The 18,012-nt window shown below is 69.7% G+C and carries 17 protein-coding genes; 6 read left to right on the top strand and 11 right to left on the bottom strand.

Annotated elements, in window-relative coordinates:
- Positions 1–172: 172 nt before the first annotated feature.
- On the bottom strand, positions 173–1,138 hold the full coding sequence (locus LA521A_RS05290; protein ID WP_281781285.1) for an alpha/beta fold hydrolase: 966 nt from the start codon (positions 1,136–1,138) through the stop codon (positions 173–175).
- 142 nt (positions 1,139–1,280) lie between these two features.
- On the opposite strand from LA521A_RS05290, the gene LA521A_RS05285 reads away from it, so the two are divergent.
- Together LA521A_RS05285 and LA521A_RS05280 are read left to right on the top strand one after the other, a co-directional pair.
- The gene (locus tag LA521A_RS05285; protein ID WP_281781284.1) at positions 1,281–2,099 is read left to right on the top strand and encodes a helix-turn-helix domain-containing protein; all 819 of its coding nucleotides are present in this window, start codon (positions 1,281–1,283) and stop codon (positions 2,097–2,099) included.
- 162 nt (positions 2,100–2,261) lie between these two features.
- Complete coding sequence (locus LA521A_RS05280) at positions 2,262–3,155, top strand: c-type cytochrome (protein ID WP_281781283.1); 894 nt, start codon at positions 2,262–2,264, stop codon at positions 3,153–3,155.
- A 49-nt stretch (positions 3,156–3,204) separates the two neighbouring features.
- On the opposite strand, the gene LA521A_RS05275 is transcribed toward LA521A_RS05280, so the two are convergent.
- From LA521A_RS05275 to hutU, 5 genes are all read right to left on the bottom strand, one after another.
- Positions 3,205–3,732 (bottom strand): hypothetical protein, encoded by a 528-nt coding sequence (locus LA521A_RS05275; protein ID WP_281781282.1) that lies wholly within the window; start codon positions 3,730–3,732, stop codon positions 3,205–3,207.
- Between the two features lie 70 nt (positions 3,733–3,802).
- A complete protein-coding gene (locus LA521A_RS05270; RefSeq protein ID WP_281781281.1) occupies positions 3,803–4,483 on the bottom strand; it encodes a GNAT family N-acetyltransferase in 681 nt (226 codons plus the stop codon).
- A gap of 1 nt (position 4,484) precedes the next feature.
- Positions 4,485–5,918, bottom strand: a complete 1,434-nt coding sequence (locus LA521A_RS05265; protein WP_281781280.1) for an MATE family efflux transporter — start codon at positions 5,916–5,918, stop codon at positions 4,485–4,487.
- Between the two features lie 98 nt (positions 5,919–6,016).
- Positions 6,017–7,084, bottom strand: coding sequence for a phosphotriesterase family protein (locus tag LA521A_RS05260; RefSeq protein ID WP_281781279.1), 1,068 nt, complete (start codon positions 7,082–7,084; stop codon positions 6,017–6,019).
- A 107-nt stretch (positions 7,085–7,191) separates the two neighbouring features.
- Positions 7,192–8,856 carry a urocanate hydratase gene (hutU, locus tag LA521A_RS05255; RefSeq protein ID WP_281781278.1) on the bottom strand — a complete coding sequence of 555 codons (1,665 nt, stop codon included), beginning with the start codon at positions 8,854–8,856 and terminating at the stop codon, positions 7,192–7,194.
- Positions 8,857–9,016: 160 nt separating this feature from the next.
- Here hutU and LA521A_RS05250 point away from each other — a divergent pair, with 160 nt between their 5' ends.
- The gene (locus LA521A_RS05250) at positions 9,017–9,613 is read left to right on the top strand and encodes a TetR/AcrR family transcriptional regulator (RefSeq protein ID WP_281781277.1); all 597 of its coding nucleotides are present in this window, start codon (positions 9,017–9,019) and stop codon (positions 9,611–9,613) included.
- A 4-nt stretch (positions 9,614–9,617) separates the two neighbouring features.
- Here the strand turns inward: LA521A_RS05250 and LA521A_RS05245 are convergent, their stop codons facing one another.
- From LA521A_RS05245 to LA521A_RS05235, 3 genes are all read right to left on the bottom strand, one after another.
- A complete protein-coding gene (locus LA521A_RS05245) occupies positions 9,618–10,085 on the bottom strand; it encodes a hypothetical protein (RefSeq protein WP_281781276.1) in 468 nt (155 codons plus the stop codon).
- Between the two features lie 15 nt (positions 10,086–10,100).
- Complete coding sequence (locus tag LA521A_RS05240) at positions 10,101–10,430, bottom strand: hypothetical protein (RefSeq protein WP_281781275.1); 330 nt, start codon at positions 10,428–10,430, stop codon at positions 10,101–10,103.
- A gap of 133 nt (positions 10,431–10,563) precedes the next feature.
- Positions 10,564–11,124: a YybH family protein gene (locus LA521A_RS05235; RefSeq protein ID WP_281781274.1), complete on the bottom strand. Its 561-nt coding sequence runs from the start codon at positions 11,122–11,124 to the stop codon at positions 10,564–10,566.
- Between the two features lie 113 nt (positions 11,125–11,237).
- Here LA521A_RS05235 and LA521A_RS05230 point away from each other — a divergent pair, with 113 nt between their 5' ends.
- Positions 11,238–12,494 (top strand): alkaline phosphatase family protein, encoded by a 1,257-nt coding sequence (locus LA521A_RS05230; protein WP_281781273.1) that lies wholly within the window; start codon positions 11,238–11,240, stop codon positions 12,492–12,494.
- 44 nt (positions 12,495–12,538) lie between these two features.
- Here the strand turns inward: LA521A_RS05230 and LA521A_RS05225 are convergent, their stop codons facing one another.
- The gene (locus tag LA521A_RS05225; RefSeq protein WP_281781272.1) at positions 12,539–14,236 is read right to left on the bottom strand and encodes a class I SAM-dependent methyltransferase; all 1,698 of its coding nucleotides are present in this window, start codon (positions 14,234–14,236) and stop codon (positions 12,539–12,541) included.
- 151 nt (positions 14,237–14,387) lie between these two features.
- Between LA521A_RS05225 and LA521A_RS05220 the strand changes: the two genes are divergently transcribed.
- Together LA521A_RS05220 and LA521A_RS05215 are read left to right on the top strand one after the other, a co-directional pair.
- Positions 14,388–15,983 (top strand): DNA-3-methyladenine glycosylase 2 family protein, encoded by a 1,596-nt coding sequence (locus tag LA521A_RS05220; RefSeq protein WP_281781271.1) that lies wholly within the window; start codon positions 14,388–14,390, stop codon positions 15,981–15,983.
- The gene (locus LA521A_RS05215; RefSeq protein ID WP_281781270.1) at positions 15,980–16,480 is read left to right on the top strand and encodes a methylated-DNA--[protein]-cysteine S-methyltransferase; all 501 of its coding nucleotides are present in this window, start codon (positions 15,980–15,982) and stop codon (positions 16,478–16,480) included. The genes LA521A_RS05220 and LA521A_RS05215 overlap by 4 nt, the downstream gene beginning before the upstream one ends.
- 147 nt (positions 16,481–16,627) lie before the next feature.
- Here LA521A_RS05215 and LA521A_RS05210 read toward each other — a convergent pair whose 3' ends face one another.
- Complete coding sequence (locus tag LA521A_RS05210; RefSeq protein ID WP_281781269.1) at positions 16,628–17,977, bottom strand: formimidoylglutamate deiminase; 1,350 nt, start codon at positions 17,975–17,977, stop codon at positions 16,628–16,630.
- Between the last annotated feature and the right edge of the window lie 35 nt (positions 17,978–18,012).

Raw genomic sequence — 18,012 nt, 5'->3', positions numbered from 1 at the left:
CGCTCCGGGGCCGTGTGCGGCGCACCGGAACGGCGCGCCTGCGGGCGGCCGCCAGCGTGTCAGAGCCCGGCGTGGCGATCCGTGAAGGCCGCCGCGATTCGCACGGCGATCATCGGCCGCCTGGAGCCGCCCGTCGGGGTCGTAGCCGGGAGGCTGCCCGACCCCGCGCCGGTCAACCGACGCCCCACAGACGCCGCGCCTCGTCGGCGATGAGGTCCGGGAATTCCTCCGGAAAGAACAGCTTCGCGCCGTCCACGCGCCGCACGCCGCGCGATGCGCCGAACGCACGGTCCAGGTGCGTCGCGCCCGCCTCGGTGAAGATCGGATCGCCGGTTCCCCACACGATCCGCGTCGGCGCGCGCGAGGCCTTCAGCGCCGGGCCGATGCCGTCGAGCCAGTTGCGTTCCAGCGCCACGGCGAACGCGTTCGTGCGCGACGCGTTTCGCACCAGCGGGCCGAGGTACACGTCGATGGCGTCGTCGCCGGGATTGGACGCATGCGTGAACGTCTGCCCGCCCAGTCCGTCCTTCGATCGCGCCAGCGCCTTGTCGGCCAGCCACGGTGCGAGCCACTGTTGCGCGAACCGGTCCTGCTTCGCCAACGCGATGACCTGCTGCAACGCCGGCGGTGGGCATTCGATTTCCGAATCGCAATTGGTCAGCAGCAAGGTGCGCACGCGATCGGGATAGGTCGCCAGGAACAGTTGCGCCGCCTGCCCGCCGCTGTCGTTGGCGACGACGTCGACGCGCGTCACGCCGAGCGTGTCGAGCAGTTCGGCGAGCATGCGCACCTGCGCGTCGGGCGCGAGGCTCTGGCCTTCGGCGACGCGCGTGTAGCCCAGGCCGAGGAAATCCGGCGCGATGCAGCGCCGGTACGGCGAAAGGCGCGCGAGCGCGCCGCGCCACTGGTAGCCGTTGAGCGGGAAACCGTGCAGGAACAGCGCCGCTTCGCCCTGCCCGCGCTCGACGTACGCGATCTCGCCCGCCGACGTCCGCACGAAACGGCGCGCCTTGAGGAAGGCAGCCGCGTCGTCGGCATCGGTCGTGGCCGCGACAGGCGAGGCCGCGACGGCGTCGAACTCGAACAGGGCCGCCGCGAACGTCCCCGCCGCAATCCCCAGGAAATCCCTGCGCTGCATGACCTGCCTCCATCGCCGGAACGCCCGGCGTCGGGGATGGATGATTCCCCCGGCGGGTCATGCACTCAACGAAGCGCCACGTCATGCGGCCATGACCTGGCAGGTCATGGTGCCGCTGCGGTGCGCCCCGTATGCTCGCCGCGTGGACCGAGCCGCCGCGCCAATCCGTGATTCCCGCCTGGGCGCGCTGCTGCGCGAATGGCGCGCCGTCCGTCGCCTGAGCCAGATGGACCTCGCGCTCGACGCGGGCGTGTCGCCGCGGCACCTCAGCTGCGTGGAAACCGGCAAGGCGCAGCCCAGCCGCGACATGGTCGCGCGCCTGGCCGATGCGCTCGACATGCCGCTGCGCGAGCGCAATGCGCTGCTGGTCGCCGCGGGATTCGCGCCACGCTATCCGGAAACCGCGCTCGCCACGCCGGAGCTGTCGCAGGTGCGACGCGCGATCGAATTCATCCTCGCCCAGCAGGAACCATACCCGGCGTTCGTGCTCAACCGGCATTGGGACGTGTTGATGGCGAACGAGGCCGCGATGCGCGTCAACGCGTTCGTGATGCACGGTCGCGCGAGCGCGCACACGAACATGATCCGGCAGATCTTCGACCCGGAGGACCTGCGCGGCGCCGTCGACAACTGGGAGGAAGTGGCCGGCGACCTGATCCGCCACCTGCACGGCGAAGTCGCCGCCGCGCCGTCCGATCACGCCGCGCGCGCGTTGCTGGACGAAGTCCTCGCCTACCCCGGCGTGCCGGCGCGCTGGCGCCTGCGCGACGTCGAATCCGCGCCGACGCCGCTGCTCACCACGGTCCTGCGTCGCGACGAACACCGCCTGCGCTTCTTCTCGACGATCACCACCTTCGGCACGCCGCGCGACGTGACGCTGGAGGAGTTGCGGATCGAATGCTGCTTCCCGGTGGATGAAGCCACGGCGGCGCTGTGTCGTCGGCTGGCGAGCGCGGGGTAGCCGCTTTTGATCGTCATTCCCGCGAAGGCGGGAATGACCTGACAAGGCTGCAACCCCTTCTGCGAAGCCCGCACCCGCATTCATCCCACGCCAGCACCGCCCGTTGTCCTCCCCCGCCCACTCTTCCCGTATCCGGTCTTCAAATCATCGGAGTGCAGGGCAATGCGGCGTTTGGCGAAGTGGCTGGGTTGGTGCGTGGTCGTGGTGGCGGTGCTCGTGGCGGGCGTGCTCGGCACGGCCTGGTTCGTGAGCGAACGCGCGTTGGCGCGCACCTGGACGGTGCAGGATCCGCCGCTCACCAATGCGATGGCCGCGGCCTCGCTCGATCACGGTCGCCATCTGTACGCCACGCGCGGCTGCGCCGACTGCCACGGCGCCGAAGGCGCGGGCAAGCTGCTGGTCGATGCGCCGAACGTCATCCGCATCGTGCCGAGCAACCTCACCCGCACCGTGCGCGATCCGGCGTGGACCGACGACCGCCTCGCCGCCGCGATACGGCACGGCGTGCGGCCCGACGGCACGCCGCTGGTGATCATGCCCACCGGCGACTACACCGACATGGACGACCACGACGTCGCGTCCATCGTCGCCTACCTGCGCACGCTGCCGCTGTTGGATACGGACCCCGGGCGCACGCAGGTGCGGCCGCTGGCGCGCGTGCTCTACCTGTTCGGCAAGTTCCCGCTGGTACCGGCCGAACGCGTCGATCATTCGCCGCGCGAGCGCGTCGCGCCGCCGGCGACGGTGAGCGTCGCGTACGGCAAGTACGTGGCCCAGGTGTGCACCGGTTGCCACGGTTCGAACTTCGCCGGCGGTGTCGTGCTCGAACCCGGAACGCCGCCGTCGGCGAACCTCACGCCGCATGCGAACGGTCTGCAGGCGTGGAAAGAAACCGACTTCCTGCACCTCATGCGCACCGGCCAGCGCCCCGACGGACGCCACCTGCACCGCATGATGCCGTGGAAGTCCTACAGCGCGATGCAGGACGTCGAGCTGCGCGCGGTCTGGACGTACCTGCGTTCGCTGCCGCCGGCGGAAGGTAAAACGCGCTCGTAGCACCCTGCGCTTGTCGCCCGGTGAAGCCGCACCGAGGCGACGCGGCGCATCAATCGATGCGGTAAACGCGCGCCTTCGGCATGCCGTCCACGACCTGCAGGAACCAGCGACCCGCCACGCCCGGCACCACGACGATCCCGGGCGCGTCCAGCGTCCTGGGAAGCTTCAGCGCGCCCTTCAGCACCTTCCACTGCTGCCCGTTCTCCAGTTCGAACACCGTGCCGGGTTCCCAGCCGCTGATCGAACCCTTCAGGCGGCTCTGGATCGGCTTGTCGTTGAAGCCGATGAGCGAGGCTTCATCGCGACCGCGTTCGTCGCGCGCCGCAGGAGGCTGCACGGGATTCGCCGTCCTCGCAACGGGCGCGGCCGAGACAGGCGTCGCGACGCTCGCGCCGTCCTGCGCCTGCCGCAGCAGGCGGTTGAGCTTGTCGAGCTGCTCGCCGGTCAGCCCCACCGAACGCAGCTGCTCGGGCGTCAGTCGCTCCTCGATGCTGACGTAAGGCGTCTGCGCGCCGGCATCCGGCGAGAGCGTCGCCAGCGCCAGCAACAACGCGACGGACAGGAACGCGGACTTCATCGGCACGACCTCGGATCTCGTTCGCGCCACGATGCTGCAATTTCGTGACATCCGGGTGACAACGCCCGGTTCAGTCCGCGCGCCGCAACGAGAAGAACGGAATGTCCCGGCGAACCCGATACCCGCTGCGCAGGTAAAGCTCCTTGGCCCGCGCATTCTCGTGCGCGACATGCAGGTACGGCGTACGGCCGCGCGCGAGCGTGTCGTTGCCGAGCATCGTCAGGAGATGGCGCGCGTAACCGCGACCGAGGAAATCCGGATGCGTGCACACCGCGCTGATTTCCTGCCAGTCGTCCATGCCCATGCGTTCGCCGATGATCGCGGCGAGCCGGCCGTCCTGGTAGATGCCGAAATAGCGTCCCAACTGCATCGTGTGCGGCCGGAAGTAATGCGGATACACCAGCGCGGTGAGCGCGAGCACGTCCTCGCGATGCGCCTGGCCCAGTTCGATGATCTCCGGCCCTTCGGTGTCCTCGACCGGCTGCTCGCACACCATCTGCGCGAGCAGGGCGAGCTGCTTCGCCTCGAACCCGGCCGGCACCTGCGGCATGCAGCCGAGCAACAGTGTCGTCTCGCCCGGCTCCATCAGCGCGGGCAGCGCATCGGCGACGTCCACCGCGTCGCCGGACACGCCAAGGAACGGCGCCACCTGCGACGGATATCGCGCCGCCTCGCCCTTCGCCTGCGCGATATCGCGATGCCGGCTTTGCAGCGCTTCCCAGATCGGGTTGTCGAGTACGTGGTCGGTCATGTCACACCTTCATCGTCTTCCACTTGCCGCGCGAGAACAGCCACAGCGTGAACAGGCCCACCGAGGTTTCGGAGACGAACACCGCCCAGAACACGCCCAGCTCGTTCCAGCCCGCCGACACCGCGAGCGCGTAGGCGAGCGGGATCTGGATCAGCCAGAAGAACACCACGTTGATCTTCGTCGGCGTCATCGTATCGCCCGCGCCGTTGAACGCCTGCACCGACACCATCCACCAGCCGTAGACGAAGTACGAATACGACAGGATCCGCAGCCATTCGCCGCCCACGTCGATGACTTTCGCGTCGCGGGTGAACAGCGCGATGAGATCGTGGTGGAAGAAGAAGAACACCACCGAGATCGCCATCGTGAAGGCCATGTTGTACCAGCCGATACGCCACACCGCCGCTTCGGCGCGCTCGGGGTGCTGCGCACCGAGGTTCTGGCCGACCAGCGTGGCCGCCGCGTTCGACATGCCCCACGCCGGCATCAGCGTGAACATCATGATGCGGATGGCGATCGTCGCGCCGGCCACGGCTTCGCTGCCCATGCTGGACAGGATGCGCATCAGGAAGATCCACGAGGTCATCGACACGATCATCTGGCCGATGCCGCCCAGCGAGGTGCGCACGATGTTCCACAGCACCGCGCCCTGCACCGCGATCTGCGACCACGCCACGCGAATGTGCTTGCCCCCATGGAACAGCACGTAGAGCTGCAACGCGACGCCCGCGCCGCGGCCGATGTTGGTCGCGATCGCCGCGCCTTCGATGCCCAGCGCCGGCACCGGCCCGAAACCGAAGATCAGCAGCGGGCACAGCACGATGTTCAGTCCGTTCGCCAGCCACAGCACGCGCATCGCGATGGCCGCATCGCCGGCGCCGCGGAAGATCGCGTTGATCACGAACAGCAGCAGGATGATCGCGTTGCCGCCGAGCATCCACTGCGTGTAGCGGTACCCGTGCTCGATGCTCCACGCGTCGGCGCCCATGAGGCGCAGCAGGTCCTTCGCCCATACGATGCCGACCACCGCGAACGGCACCGACACGAGCAGCGCGATGAAGATCGCCTGCACCGCGCTGATCGCCGCCTCCTCGCGCCGGTTCTCGCCGATGCGCCGCGCGACGACCGCCGTGACCGACATCGCCAGGCCCATCGCGATGGAATACAGCAGGAACAGGTAGGTTTCGGTCAGCCCGACCGTCGCCACCGCGGACGGCCCGAGCTTCGCGACGAACCAGATGTCGACCACCGCGAAGGTCGATTCGAGCACCAGTTCCAGCACCATCGGCACCGCGAGCAGGAACACCGCGCGGCGCAGCGGGATCTTCGTGTAGTCGGCGTTGGTGCCACGAATGGCGTCGCGCAGTTCGGACCAGAGGGAATGCGTGGCATCGGCCGGCATCGCGGCCGTGGGGGACTGCGGTTCGGTGCTCATCAGGGCGTCCGTTCGCTGGTTGCGGAGATACTAAACGACGAACGAGGCCGCTCCCTATCGACATCCGCATGGACCGCCGTGATGCGCACTGCGGCACATCACGCCCGTTTCCGCACGCCGATGGCGAAGGCACGCGCCGGATTGCGGACCAGCAGGGTCGCGATCGCGTCCTCGTCGAATCCGCTGCCGCGCAACGCCGGCACCAGCACGGTGAACAGCGGATCGTACGGCGCGAACTCGCCGCCGCCCGCCTGGCCCGCGTTGTACCAGCCGGCGTCCTGCGAGATCAGTGCGCGTTCGAGCTGCGCGGCCTCGCGCATGCGCCCTAGCATCTCCACGTACTGGCGTTCCTGACCGGGGCGGAAGCCGTCGAACGACACCCACGCACCGCGCCTGCCTGCCTGCACGTGGTGCTCGCCCCTCGCCTCGTTCTGCGCATGCACCCAGATCCACGCCGACGGAGCGACCCCGGCGGCTTCCAGCGTGTCGAGCTGGGCGAAGGCGCATCGCGCGTTGCGGCCGGGTTCGACCTCGCCCCATGGGCCGGTGTGGGCGGCGATCGCCAGCCCGGTTTCCAGGTGCGTGCGTGCCGCCGCGCGCAGCACCTTGCGGTCGAGTTCGGCCAGCGGGTCGTTCTCGATGCCGAGTTTGATCAGTCCTGGACGCACGCCGGTGCCGTCGATGCCCTCGCGCCATTCGCGTATCCAGCGCGACGCGAGTTGCGCATCGGTTTCGCGCATCACGTAGGGCGGGATGAAGCGACCGCCGGCGGCGAGATAGGCGCCGGTGACGGTCAGCATGTGCAGTCCGCTCGCTTCGGACAGACGCCGGATCAACGCGGCATCGCGGCCCAGCGTGGTCGCCGTGCAATCGACCAGCGTGCGGCAGCCGGCGTCGCGCAGTGCGCGAAGGTGCGGCAGCATCGTCGCGACGACGGCATCCACGTCCGGGGGGAATGGTTTTGCGAGCTGTTCGGCGTAGGGGCGCACGTCGGCGTAAAGGTGTTCGTGCGTCAGCGTCACGCCCATGGCGTTGGCGTCGATCGGTCCGCGCACCGTCATCACCGTGGCGCCGTCATTTGCTGCACGGCGGCGATCGCTGCACGCCGGCAATGCCATTGCCAATGCCGATGCCACCACGGTGCCGAGGAATTCCCTGCGATGCATGGCGTCGACCTCCGTGCGGATAGACGTCCGATGTTAGCGTCCACACGAACGCGAACGGCCCGGTTTCCCGGGCCGTTCGTCGCATCGGAAGCACGGTTGGCCGACGATCACACCATCGGCAGCTTCAGCCCCTGCTCCTTCGCGCACTGCCTGGCGATGTCGTATCCCGCATCGGCATGACGCATGACACCGGTGCCGGGGTCGTTCCACAGCACGCGCGCGAGGCGCTTGTCGGCTTCCTCGGTGCCGTCGCACACGATCACCACGCCGGAGTGCTGCGAATAGCCCATGCCGACGCCGCCGCCATGATGCAGCGACACCCACGTCGCACCGCCGGCGACGTTGAGCATCGCGTTGAGCAGCGGCCAGTCGGACACGGCATCGGAACCGTCGCGCATCGCCTCGGTTTCGCGATTGGGCGACGCGACGCTGCCGCTGTCCAGGTGATCGCGACCGATGACGACCGGCGCCTTCAGCTCGCCTTTGCGCACCATTTCGTTGAACGCCAGGCCGAGTTTGTGGCGCAGGCCGAGGCCAACCCAGCAGATGCGCGCGGGCAAACCTTGGAAGCTGATGCGCTCCTTCGCCATGTCGAGCCAGCGATGCAGGTGCGCGTCGTCGGGGATGAGTTCCTTCACCTTCGCGTCGGTCTTGTAGATGTCCTCCGGATCGCCACTCAGCGCGACCCAGCGGAACGGGCCGACGCCGCGGCAGAACAGCGGACGCACGTAGGCCGGCACGAAACCCGGGAAATCGAACGCGTTCTCGCAGCCTTCGTCCTTCGCCATCTGGCGGATGTTGTTGCCGTAGTCGAACACGGGGATGCCCATGTCCTCGAAGGCGAGCATCGCCTCGACATGCACGCGCATCGACTTCTTCGCCGCATCGCGAACGCGCGCCGGATCCTCGGTCTGCATGCGCAACCACTGCTCGACCGTCCAGCCGATCGGCAGGTAGCCGTGCACCGGATCGTGCGCGGAGGTTTGGTCGGTCACCGCGTCCGGGCGCACGCCGCGACGGACGAGTTCCGGCAGGATGTCGGCGGCATTGCCGAGCAGCGCGATCGACTTCGCTTCGCCGGCCTGCGTGTACTTCTCGATGCGCGCCAGCGCGTCGTCGAGGTCGGTCGCCTGCTCGTCCACGTAGCGCGTGCGCAGGCGCATGTCGATGCGGCTCTGCTGGCACTCGATGTTCAGCGAGCACGCGCCGGCCAGCGACGCGGCCAGCGGCTGCGCGCCGCCCATGCCGCCCAGGCCCGCGGTGAGGATCCACTTGCCGGTGAGGTTGCCGCCGTAATGCTGGCGGCCCATCTCGACGAAGGTCTCGTACGTGCCCTGCACGATGCCCTGCGAACCGATGTAGATCCACGAGCCGGCCGTCATCTGGCCGTACATCATCAGGCCCTTTTTATCGAGCTCGTTGAAGTGCTCCCACGTCGCCCAGTGCGGCACGAGGTTCGAGTTCGCCAGCAGCACGCGCGGTGCGTCCGGATGCGTGGGGAAGATGCCGACGGGTTTGCCCGACTGCACGAGCAGCGTTTCGTTGTCGTCCAGTTCGCGCAGGGATTCCAGGATGGCGTCGAAGCTCTCCCAGTCGCGCGCGGCGCGGCCGATGCCGCCGTAGACGACGAGGTCCGTCGGGCTTTCGGCGACTTCGGCGTCGAGGTTGTTCTGGATCATCCGGTACGCGGCTTCGGTGAGCCACGACTTGCAGGATTTCTCGGCGCCACGCGGCGCACGGATGACGCGGGAAGGATCTTTGCGGGTCGACATCGGGAAAGCTCCGTCGGCTGGGCGCCGCGAGGAGCGGCGCGCGAAACAGGCTCCGGAATTATCGCGCCGCGTCGCGCGGGCGGACCCGCTGGCGAGCGCTCGCCCGGCGCATTCGAGGCGATTTCGCGATTGCCGCAGCGCTTTTGTATACGCTGTACACATGAGCCGCGCCGAGCCCGGAACGAACCGCACCGCCGACCGCATCCTGCGCGCGGCGCGCACGCTGTTCGAACGCGAAGGCGCGGCCGGCGTGAGCATGCGGCGCGTCGCGGCGGCCGTCGGGCTCACGCCAATGGCGATCTACCGGCATTTCCCCAATCGCGAGGCGTTGCTCAAGCGCATCGGCGACGACAGCTTCGATGCGATCGCGCGCCACTGGGATGCGCGTGGTCGTGGCGGCGACGTGCTCGAAAGGCTGGTCGCCGTGCAACGCATCTACCTCGACTACGCGCTCGCGCATCCGCACCTGTTCGACCATGCGTTCTCCACCGTGCGCAACGATGCACGGCGGTTCCCCGAGGACTTCCGCGCCCGCCGCTCGCCGACGCTCAACGTGGTGGCCGATGCGGTGGAGGATGCGATGCGCGCCGGCGTGCTTCGCGACGACGACGTGTGGGACGTGGCGGTGACGCTGTGGGCGCACACGCACGGGTTGATCGCGCTGTATCGCGCGGGGCGGTTCAATTTCGACGAAGCCGCGTTCCGCCGCTATTACGATGCATCGCTGCAGCGGCTGCTGCGCGGTCTGCTGGCCTGAGCGGTCAGCGGCGCGGCTCGATGGCCGGCTTCACTTCGTTGACGGGCGGCGGTGGCGGGAGGTCGATCGTTTCCAGCCGGTGCACCTGCGCTTCCTTGCCGGCGCGCCACGCCTCGTGGCTGGCGCGGCGCGCTTCGAAATCCTGGCGGATGCGCTCGGCTTCGGCCGGCGTCGTGGCCGCGGCGCGTCGCGCGTCGGTGCGCGCGCGATCGGCTTCCATCAGGCGATCCTGGCGATCGACCTGCTCACGCAACGTGTCCGCTGAAACGCGCCGACTCGACGCGTCCAGCTGGCGGTTGAGCGTCTGCAGCGAGTTGTCGCGCGAGGTATCCACGCCGCGCGGCAACGTGGGCTGCGTGGAGGGCGAAATGGGGGCGACGCGCGGCGGCGGCTGCAGCGTGTTCGGCAACTGCGCGAACGCCAGCGCCGGCTGCAAGGCCAGCGCCAGCGCGATGAACCGCGTGCGCGTCACGACGCCCATCTTCGATCAACGCACCGACGGATCGAGGCGGCGCAGCGCGTCGGCGAGGTCGGTCTGGCCGGTGCGGTCGATCTGTTCGCGGCTGTAGCTGCGGCCCGGGCCGATGCACAGCGCCTTGCCGGTCTTCGGATCGCGCGGGCGGATGTTGGTGCCGGTGTCCTTGACGCAGCCGACGTTGGAGGTGCGCTTCGTGTCGGCGGGCTGCGTCGCGGCCTGGGCGTCGGCCGCGACGGCTGCGTCCGCCGGGGCGACCTGCGCCTGCGCATCGACGGAGGCGGTCTGGGCGGAGGCGCCGAAAGCGGCGCACACGACAAGCGCCGCGAACGCGGTCGCCATCACTGGACTGCGGGTGCGATTGCTGTGATCCATGACGTCACCTGGCGAGGAACGGCACCGTTTGCCGCACCGCCCACCTTACGCCTGCCGCCCCGACGGGGCCGTGAGCGGGGCCGCCGCCTTCAGGGCGTCGTCAGGCTTGTGGGCACGTGGCCTGGCGGCCCGCGCGGAAGGCGACGGCTTCGGCCTCGGTGGCCGGGCGCGGGTCGATGCCGTCATCGAACAGCACCCGCCACACGCCGTCCGCGCCACGGTGCCAGACCGAGTGGAACGCCCCGATGCGGTAGCGCTGCGTCGACTTGGGATCCAGGTCCTCGAACAGCGACGGGCCGCTCGACCAGGCGACGTCGCCCGCGCTCCCGGCGCCGATGGTGGTCCGGGTCGGGTACCAGGCGAGCTTGAAGCGCTTGCCCTCGACGATGCCCGCCCAGCGCTTGGCGATCGCCTCGCGCCCGCGCGTCGGCTGGGGCTGGCTGGAGCCGAAGGCCGCGTCGGGTTCGAGATGCGAGGCGAACGCCGCCGCGTCGTGGTCGGCCACCGACTGCGCGAAGCTCAGCTCGCGCGCCCAGACCTCGCATTCGGCCGGGCTCATGCGCGCTGGTTCGGGTTTCGGCGGCGTCTGCGCAACCGCGGCGGCCGAAGCGCTCAGCAGTACGACGGCGGACAGGCGACTCAGCGCGGACAGACGCGACATGGCGGGCTCCGTTGCCGGCGGTCGTCGCCGGGTTGCGGCCACTATTGGCAAGGCGACGCCCGGCCGCCAGCGACTAAAGTCATGCCGCAATACACGCTCGCTATGATCGGCCCATGCCCCTCCTTCGCGCCGCGGGCCTCGCCGCCTGCCTCGTCCTGTCCGCCTGCAGCTCGCACGCCTCGCGCCCCGCCGAACCGGCGCCGGAACCGCGAACCGTCGTGATCGTCTCCATCGATGCGTTCCGCGCCGATTACCTGTCCGCCGACGCCACGCCCAACCTGGCGCGCATCGCGCGGGAAGGCGTGCGCGCGGCGTGGATGAACCCGTCCTACCCGTCGCTCACCTTCCCCAACCACTACACGCTCGCCACGGGGTTGCGCCCGGACCGCCACGGCGTGATCCACAACCGCATGAGCGATGGGGACATCGGCGATTTCGCGGTGGCCGACCGCAGCGCGGTGGACGACAGCCGCTGGTGGGGCGGCGAGCCGATCTGGGTCACCGCCGAAAAGCAGGGCGTGCGCAGCGCGAGCTGGGCCTGGCCCGGCAGCAGCGCGGCGATCGGCGGCGTGCGTCCCAGCCGCTGGGTCGCCTACGACGAGCGCGTACCGCCCGCGCGCCGCATCGACGACGTGCTCGGCTGGCTCGACGCGCCGCCAGCGCAGCGCCCGCGACTGGTCGCGGTGTATTTCGAACAGCTCGATAAGGCCGGGCACGACTTCGGCCCGGACTCCGCGCAGGTGAAGCGCACGCTGGGCGAGCTCGACGCGGTGATCGGCCGCCTGCACGACGGCCTTGCCGCGCGCGGACTGCTGGCGTCGACCGATCTGATCGTGGTGTCGGACCACGGCATGGCGACCGTCGGCCCGAACCATGCCATCGGCGTGGAGCAGATGATCGCGCCGTCCATCGCGACGGTGGTGTCGGACGGCCAGTCCATCGGCGTGCAACCGCTCCCCGGCCGGGAACGCGAGGCCGAAGCGCGGCTGCTCGGCGCGCACGCGCAGTACGACTGCTACCGCCGCGATGCATTGCCGGCGCGCTGGCGCTACGGCACGCATCCGCGCGTGCCGCCGATCGTGTGCCAGATGCACGAAGGCTGGGACGCGCTGTATCCGCAGAAGCTCGCCAAACGCCCGCCGCACGTCACACGGGGTTCGCACGGGTTCGATCCGGCGTTGCCGTCGATGCGGGCGTTGTTCATCGCGCGCGGCCCGTCGTTCGTGCCCGGCACCGAACTGCCCGCGTTCGACAACGTGGACGTGTACCCGTTGCTCGCACGACTGCTGGGCATCGACGCCGCGCCGAACGACGGCGACGTCACGCCGCTGCTGCCGGCGCTGCGCGGGCCCGCATCGCACGAACACTGACGGCGTCCACGCGTCACGGCGCGTGGACGATCAGGGTTCGCGAATTACTTCTTCCCGCGCGGTGTTTTCGCCGGCTTGGCCGACGCCGCCTTCGGCGCATCGGCCTTGGACCCCTTCGGTTTCGGCTTCGCCCTCGCGGGCTTGTTCTCTGCACCTTCGTCGGTGGAAGCCGACGCGTCCGGCGAAGCCTCCGGCGCGCCGACCAGCATCGCGTTGATCTGCAGCGAGCGCAGCGCCGCGTCCACCTGCATGCGGAGCGACGCCGCGAGTTCGTCGGCGTCGAGCAGCGGCGCGCCGTCACGCATTACGGTCAACGCGCCCTGCTCGACCGCCTGCAGCACGTCGGCGACCAGCGCCTGCACGTCCTTGCGCCCATCCATCGACGCCAGCAGGAAGCGCTCCAGCGGCGTGAGCGCGGCGCTTTCGTGCCACTCGTTGAACAGCGCCATCGGATGCGCGCCGAGCCCGACCAGCGCGCGCAGTTCGCCACGTGCGAAGGGGCGTTCCACCTGCGCGCCCGATGCGACGGCTTCGCTGCGAAAACGCAGTGCGTTGCCGACGATCAGGTTGCTTACCAGGTCCAGCACGATCGCCGCATCGTCCATCGCGATGCCGTCGAGCAGTTCGGCCACCGGCACGGTGGCCGGCCACGCGGCGGTGAGGCGCTCCAGCACGGCGCGCGTGATCGGCGAACGCGTCGTGATATGGGCTCCGCCCATGCTGGCCCAGCGCTCGCTGCCGTCGTCCTGGGTGTCGGTGTGGGCGTATCGACCGGCGACGTGCAGGCTGGCGATGCGGTCGGGTTCGAGCTGGTAGCGGATCTGCGGACCGCGATCGGCGCGCACGAGCAGGCTTTGGCGGAATGCGCGGTTCTGCAGGAAATCCATCAGCTGCTCCAGCATCACCTGATCGCCACCGCATTCGGCCACCAGCGCAGGCGCCGCGATCGGGCCGTAATTGCGCGGGAACATGGACGCGACCGTCGCGTCGCCGAGGTATTCCAGACCCTGCCCCCGCGCCGCGGCGATGAAGTCGCGGAAGTAGCACGGCGCGTTGCACAGCTCCAGGTATTCGTGGCTCAGGTAGAAATCCTCGCCGTCGCGGATCAGGCCGATGTGCTCGTTCATGACGGTGGACAGCACGCTGCCCGGCGCCGCCTGTTCGTGCAGGAATTCGACCATGCCGCGCGCGTAGGCGAGTTGCTCGCCCGCGTCGGCGCGATCGCCGCCGCGCAGCAGCATCGCATCGCGCACGATTTCCTTGGCCTTCCACCCGGGATACGTGTTGTAGCTGACGTAGGCGATGCCGTCGGCGGTGAGCCGCTCGTTGCACACGCGCAGCACGGCCGCGCGCACGTCCTCGGGCACCCAGCTGTAGACGCCGTGGCACAGGATGTAATCGAACTGGCCGAGATCGGCGCCCAGGTCGGTCAGGCTGCCCTGGATCAGGCGCACGTTCTGCAGGCCCATTGCCTCGACGGCGCGGCGGCCGGCTTCGATCTGCCTGGGCGACAGGTCGATGCCGACCACGTCGGCACCCGGATGGCGCACCGCGAACGGCACCAGGTTGCCGCCGGCGGCGCAGCCCAGTTCGAGCACGCGCGCGCCTTCGAGCGCCGGCGCCTCCAACCCGAACAGGTGCGCCACCGCGCGCAGGTGTTCCGGCGCGCTCACGTGGAAGGCGGCCGACGTGTACGGCACCTCGTCGTAGGTCTTTCCGATGCGGTCGATCAGGGTCGTCATGGCGCAGGCCGTTCCAAGTGGACCCGCATTCTCGGCAGCGCCGGAGGCACGCCGGAATCAGAGTTCTCTGAATTTCTGTGGCAACGGTCCTGGCCACGTTCATGTCCGAATCCGGCCAGTCCGGGCCATCGGGCGGTGCTAGCCTGCGCGCATGCCGGACTCCCACGCCCACGTCCACGCCGACACCCTTCCCGCCTTCCACGTGTGCGAGCAGGCGCGTCGCACCCGCGATCCACGGTTCGACGGGTTGTTCTTCACCGCGGTGCTGAGCACGCGCATCTATTGCCGGCCCGTGTGCCCGGCGGTGACGGCCAAACGCGTGGTGTATTTCCGCCACGCGGCGGCCGCCGAGGCCGCGGGCTACCGGCCGTGCCTGCGTTGCCGGCCGGAGCTGTCGCCGGACGACGGCAGCTGGCGACGCGGCGACGCCGCCGTGGCGCGCGCACTCAAGCTCATCGACGACGGTGCGCTGGCCGAACAACCGCTGTCCGCGCTGGCCGAGCGCGTGGGCCTCGGCGAGCGCCAGCTGCGCCGCCTGTTCGTCGAACGCATCGGCGTCGCGCCGATGGGTGTGCACGGCACGCGACGGCTCCTGTTCGCCAAGCAGCTGCTGACCGAGACCGACCTGCCGATCACGCAGATCGCGCTCGCCTCGGGCTTCGCCAGCCTGCGGCGCTTCAACGACGCCTTCCGCACCGCGTACCGCATGGCGCCACGCGACCTGCGTCGCAGTCGACGCGAAGCGCACGGATCGAACGAAGCCACCGGCGACGTCCTCACGCTGCGGCTCGGTTATCGCCCGCCGTACGACTTCGCCGCGATGCTGGATTTCCTGCGCGGCCGCGCCCTGCCGGGCGTGGAAGTCGTCGACGAACACGGCTATGCGCGCGTGATCGGTCCCATCGAACGGCCCGGCTGGCTGCGCGTGAGCGCGTGGCCCGACGGCAAGCACGGGGGCGAACACGCGCTCAAGCTCGAACTGCACGGTCCGGCCCCGTCGCAACTGCTCGAGATTGTCCAGCGGCTTCGACGCATGTTCGACCTCGACGCCGATCCGCAGGCGATCGCCGACACGCTGTCGCGCGATCCGCGTTTCGCGCCCCTGCTCGCGCTGCGCCCCGGGCTGCGGCTGCCCAGCGGCTGGGACGGCTTCGAGATCGCGGTGCGCGCGATCATCGGCCAGCAGGTCAGCGTCGCCGCCGCGCGCACGCTTGCGTCGCGACTCGCGCACAAGTACGGGCAGGCGTTGCCGACGCCCTTTGCCGACGCGCGTGTTTCGGGTGCGCTGACGCATCTGTTCCCCACGCCGGAAGCGCTCGTCGATGCGGACCTGGAAACCATCGGCCTGATCCGCTCGCGCGCGCAGACGGTGCGCGGCGTCGCGCAGGCGCTGCTCCACGGACGCGTGGATTTCCGCGCCGAGCGCACGCTCGAGGATTTCGTGTCGCGATGGGTCGCCCTGCCCGGCATCGGGCCGTGGACGGCGCAATACATCGCGCTGCGTGCGCTGGGGCATCCGGACGCGTTCCCCGTCGAGGACCTCGTACTGCAGAAGGCCCTCCCCGCCGACGGCACGCGGCTCACGGCGAAGGCGCTGGCGGCGCGCGCGGAAGCGTGGCGCCCGTGGCGGGGCTACGCGGTGATCCATCTGTGGCGCGACTCGGTGCCGGCGCCCGTCGTGCGGGCAGAAAAACCCGCGCGACCCAAGCGGAACGTCGTGCGCGCGGACGTGGACGCGACCGCATGATCCGCTACGCGCACGTGCCCAGTCCCGTCGGCCCGCTGCTGCTGGCCGCGAGCGACGAGGGCCTGCATCTGATCGAATTCCAGAACCCGCGCCATCCGATGTCGCAATGCGACGCCTGGGAATCGCGCGAGTGCGGCGTGATCCGGCGGGCCGCCACGCAGCTGGGCGAATACTTCGACGGCGAGCGGCGCGACTTCGACCTGCCGCTGGCCCCGCGCGGCACCGCGTTCCAGCTCGACGTATGGCACACGCTCGCGTCGATTCCATACGGGGCGACGATCAGTTACGCGCAACTCGCGCAGCGGGTGGGGAAGCCGTCGGCGATGCGCGCGGTCGGTGCGGCGAACGGGCGAAATCCGCTGCCGATCGTGTTGCCGTGCCACCGCGTGATCGGCAGTAACGGCAGCCTGACCGGCTTCGGCGGCGGGCTGCCGACGAAGGAGTTCCTGTTGCGGATGGAAGGGGCGCTGCCGGCAACGGTCGATCTGTTCGGCTGAAACCGACCGCGTCATGTCTCCTCGTCATCCCGGCGCAGGCCGGGATCCAGGCCATCACGGTCGAACGAAGGGCATCACGACTTGGCCCGTGAAGAGCCTGGGTCCCGGCTTTCGCCGGGATGACATCAACGAAAGATCGCCATCGCCTCAATCGCGCATCAACTCCGCCATCGCCTCGCGATAGCGCTGTGCGATTTCCGTGCGATGGCGATGCTGTCCGTTCTCCACCACGCGCCGCCCGCCCACGTACACATCGCGCACCAGCGGCCGGTTTCCGCTGAAGATCCAGCGGTCGATCGCATCCTCCGGCGTCAGGCCGAACAACGCCGGCGCATCGATATCCAGCACGACCGCGTCCGCGTATTCGCCCGTCGCGAACGTGCCGATCGCATGCCCCGAGGAATGTCGCGCACTGCGCGCGACATCGCGCAGCAGGGTCTCGCCGACGCTCGGCGACTGCACGCTGACGGCGATGTTGCGATGGCGCGTGAACAGCCGCTGGCCGTATTCGAGCCAACGCAGCTCTTCCACGGGCGACACGGAGATATGCGAGTCCGAGCCGATGCCCCAGCGGCCGCCTGCATCCAGGTACTCGCGCAACGGGAACAGCCCGTCGCCGAGGTTCGCTTCGGTCGTCGGGCAGATCGCCACCGTCGCGCCGCTGCGCGCGATGCCCTGCGTTTCGTCCGGCGTGAGATGCGTGGCGTGCACCAGCGTCCAGCGCGCGTCGACGTTCGCGTTCGCAAGCAGCCATTCCACGGGCCGCGCGTTGCGCAGCGCGAGGCTGTCCTGCACTTCGCCGATCTGTTCGGCGATGTGGATGTGCACCGGCATCGACGGCGGCAGCGCGTCGAGCACGGCGCGCATCGCGTCCGGCGGCACCGCGCGCAGGCTGTGCAGCGCGCAGCCGACGTGCAGCGACGCGTCGGCGTCCTCGCACAACGTGTCGATCAGGCGCAGGTAGGCGTCGACGTCGTGGCCGAAACGACGCTGGCGTTCGCCGAGCGCGCGTCCGTCGAAGCCGCCGGTCATGTACAGCACCGGCAGCAGCGTGAGGCGGATACCGGCGTCGCGTGCGGCGGCGATCAGCGCGCGCGACATCGCGGCCGGGTCGGCATACGGACGGCCGTCCGGCGCGTGGTGCAGGTAATGGAACTCGCACACCGTGGTGTAGCCGGCTTCCAGCATCTCGACGTAGAGCTGCGTGGCCACGGCCTGCAATAGCTGCGGCGTGAAGCGCGCGGCGAAGCGGTACATGGTTTCGCGCCAGGTCCAGAACGAGTCCGACGCGTTGGTCTGGCGCTCGGCCATGCCGGCCATGGCGCGCTGGAACGCATGCGAATGCAGGTTCGCCACGCCAGGCACGATCCAGCTGGAACTGCCGGTCGGCTCGGCGGCCACCCGCGCGCGGACGCGCCCGTGGTCGTCGATGTCGAAGCCGGCGTCGGATCGCCAGCCGTCGGGGGTCCAGAGCATCGCGGCGTCGAGGGTCTTCATGCCGGCATTGTCGCCCGCATGGACGGTCGTGGCGA

It is taken from the genome of Lysobacter auxotrophicus, assembly GCF_027924565.1.
GTDB classification, from domain to species: Bacteria; Pseudomonadota; Gammaproteobacteria; order Xanthomonadales; family Xanthomonadaceae; genus Lysobacter_J; species Lysobacter_J auxotrophicus.
This window is presented reverse-complemented; position numbering and strand designations above follow the sequence as displayed.

Coding starts and splice junctions, on each gene's coding strand:
- LA521A_RS05215 (WP_281781270.1), top strand. CDS start 15,980: ATGATCCGCTACGCGCACGTGCCCAGTCCCGTCGGCCCGCTGCTGCTG.
- LA521A_RS05210 (WP_281781269.1), bottom strand. CDS start 17,977: ATGAAGACCCTCGACGCCGCGATGCTCTGGACCCCCGACGGCTGGCGA.
- LA521A_RS05240 (WP_281781275.1), bottom strand. CDS start 10,430: ATGGCGACCGCGTTCGCGGCGCTTGTCGTGTGCGCCGCTTTCGGCGCC.
- LA521A_RS05225 (WP_281781272.1), bottom strand. CDS start 14,236: ATGACGACCCTGATCGACCGCATCGGAAAGACCTACGACGAGGTGCCG.
- LA521A_RS05270 (WP_281781281.1), bottom strand. CDS start 4,483: ATGACCGACCACGTACTCGACAACCCGATCTGGGAAGCGCTGCAAAGC.
- LA521A_RS05265 (WP_281781280.1), bottom strand. CDS start 5,918: ATGAGCACCGAACCGCAGTCCCCCACGGCCGCGATGCCGGCCGATGCC.
- LA521A_RS05290 (WP_281781285.1), bottom strand. CDS start 1,138: ATGCAGCGCAGGGATTTCCTGGGGATTGCGGCGGGGACGTTCGCGGCG.
- LA521A_RS05280 (WP_281781283.1), top strand. CDS start 2,262: ATGCGGCGTTTGGCGAAGTGGCTGGGTTGGTGCGTGGTCGTGGTGGCG.
- LA521A_RS05235 (WP_281781274.1), bottom strand. CDS start 11,124: ATGTCGCGTCTGTCCGCGCTGAGTCGCCTGTCCGCCGTCGTACTGCTG.
- hutU (WP_281781278.1), bottom strand. CDS start 8,856: ATGTCGACCCGCAAAGATCCTTCCCGCGTCATCCGTGCGCCGCGTGGC.
- LA521A_RS05275 (WP_281781282.1), bottom strand. CDS start 3,732: ATGAAGTCCGCGTTCCTGTCCGTCGCGTTGTTGCTGGCGCTGGCGACG.
- LA521A_RS05250 (WP_281781277.1), top strand. CDS start 9,017: ATGAGCCGCGCCGAGCCCGGAACGAACCGCACCGCCGACCGCATCCTG.
- LA521A_RS05260 (WP_281781279.1), bottom strand. CDS start 7,084: ATGCATCGCAGGGAATTCCTCGGCACCGTGGTGGCATCGGCATTGGCA.
- LA521A_RS05230 (WP_281781273.1), top strand. CDS start 11,238: ATGCCCCTCCTTCGCGCCGCGGGCCTCGCCGCCTGCCTCGTCCTGTCC.
- LA521A_RS05220 (WP_281781271.1), top strand. CDS start 14,388: ATGCCGGACTCCCACGCCCACGTCCACGCCGACACCCTTCCCGCCTTC.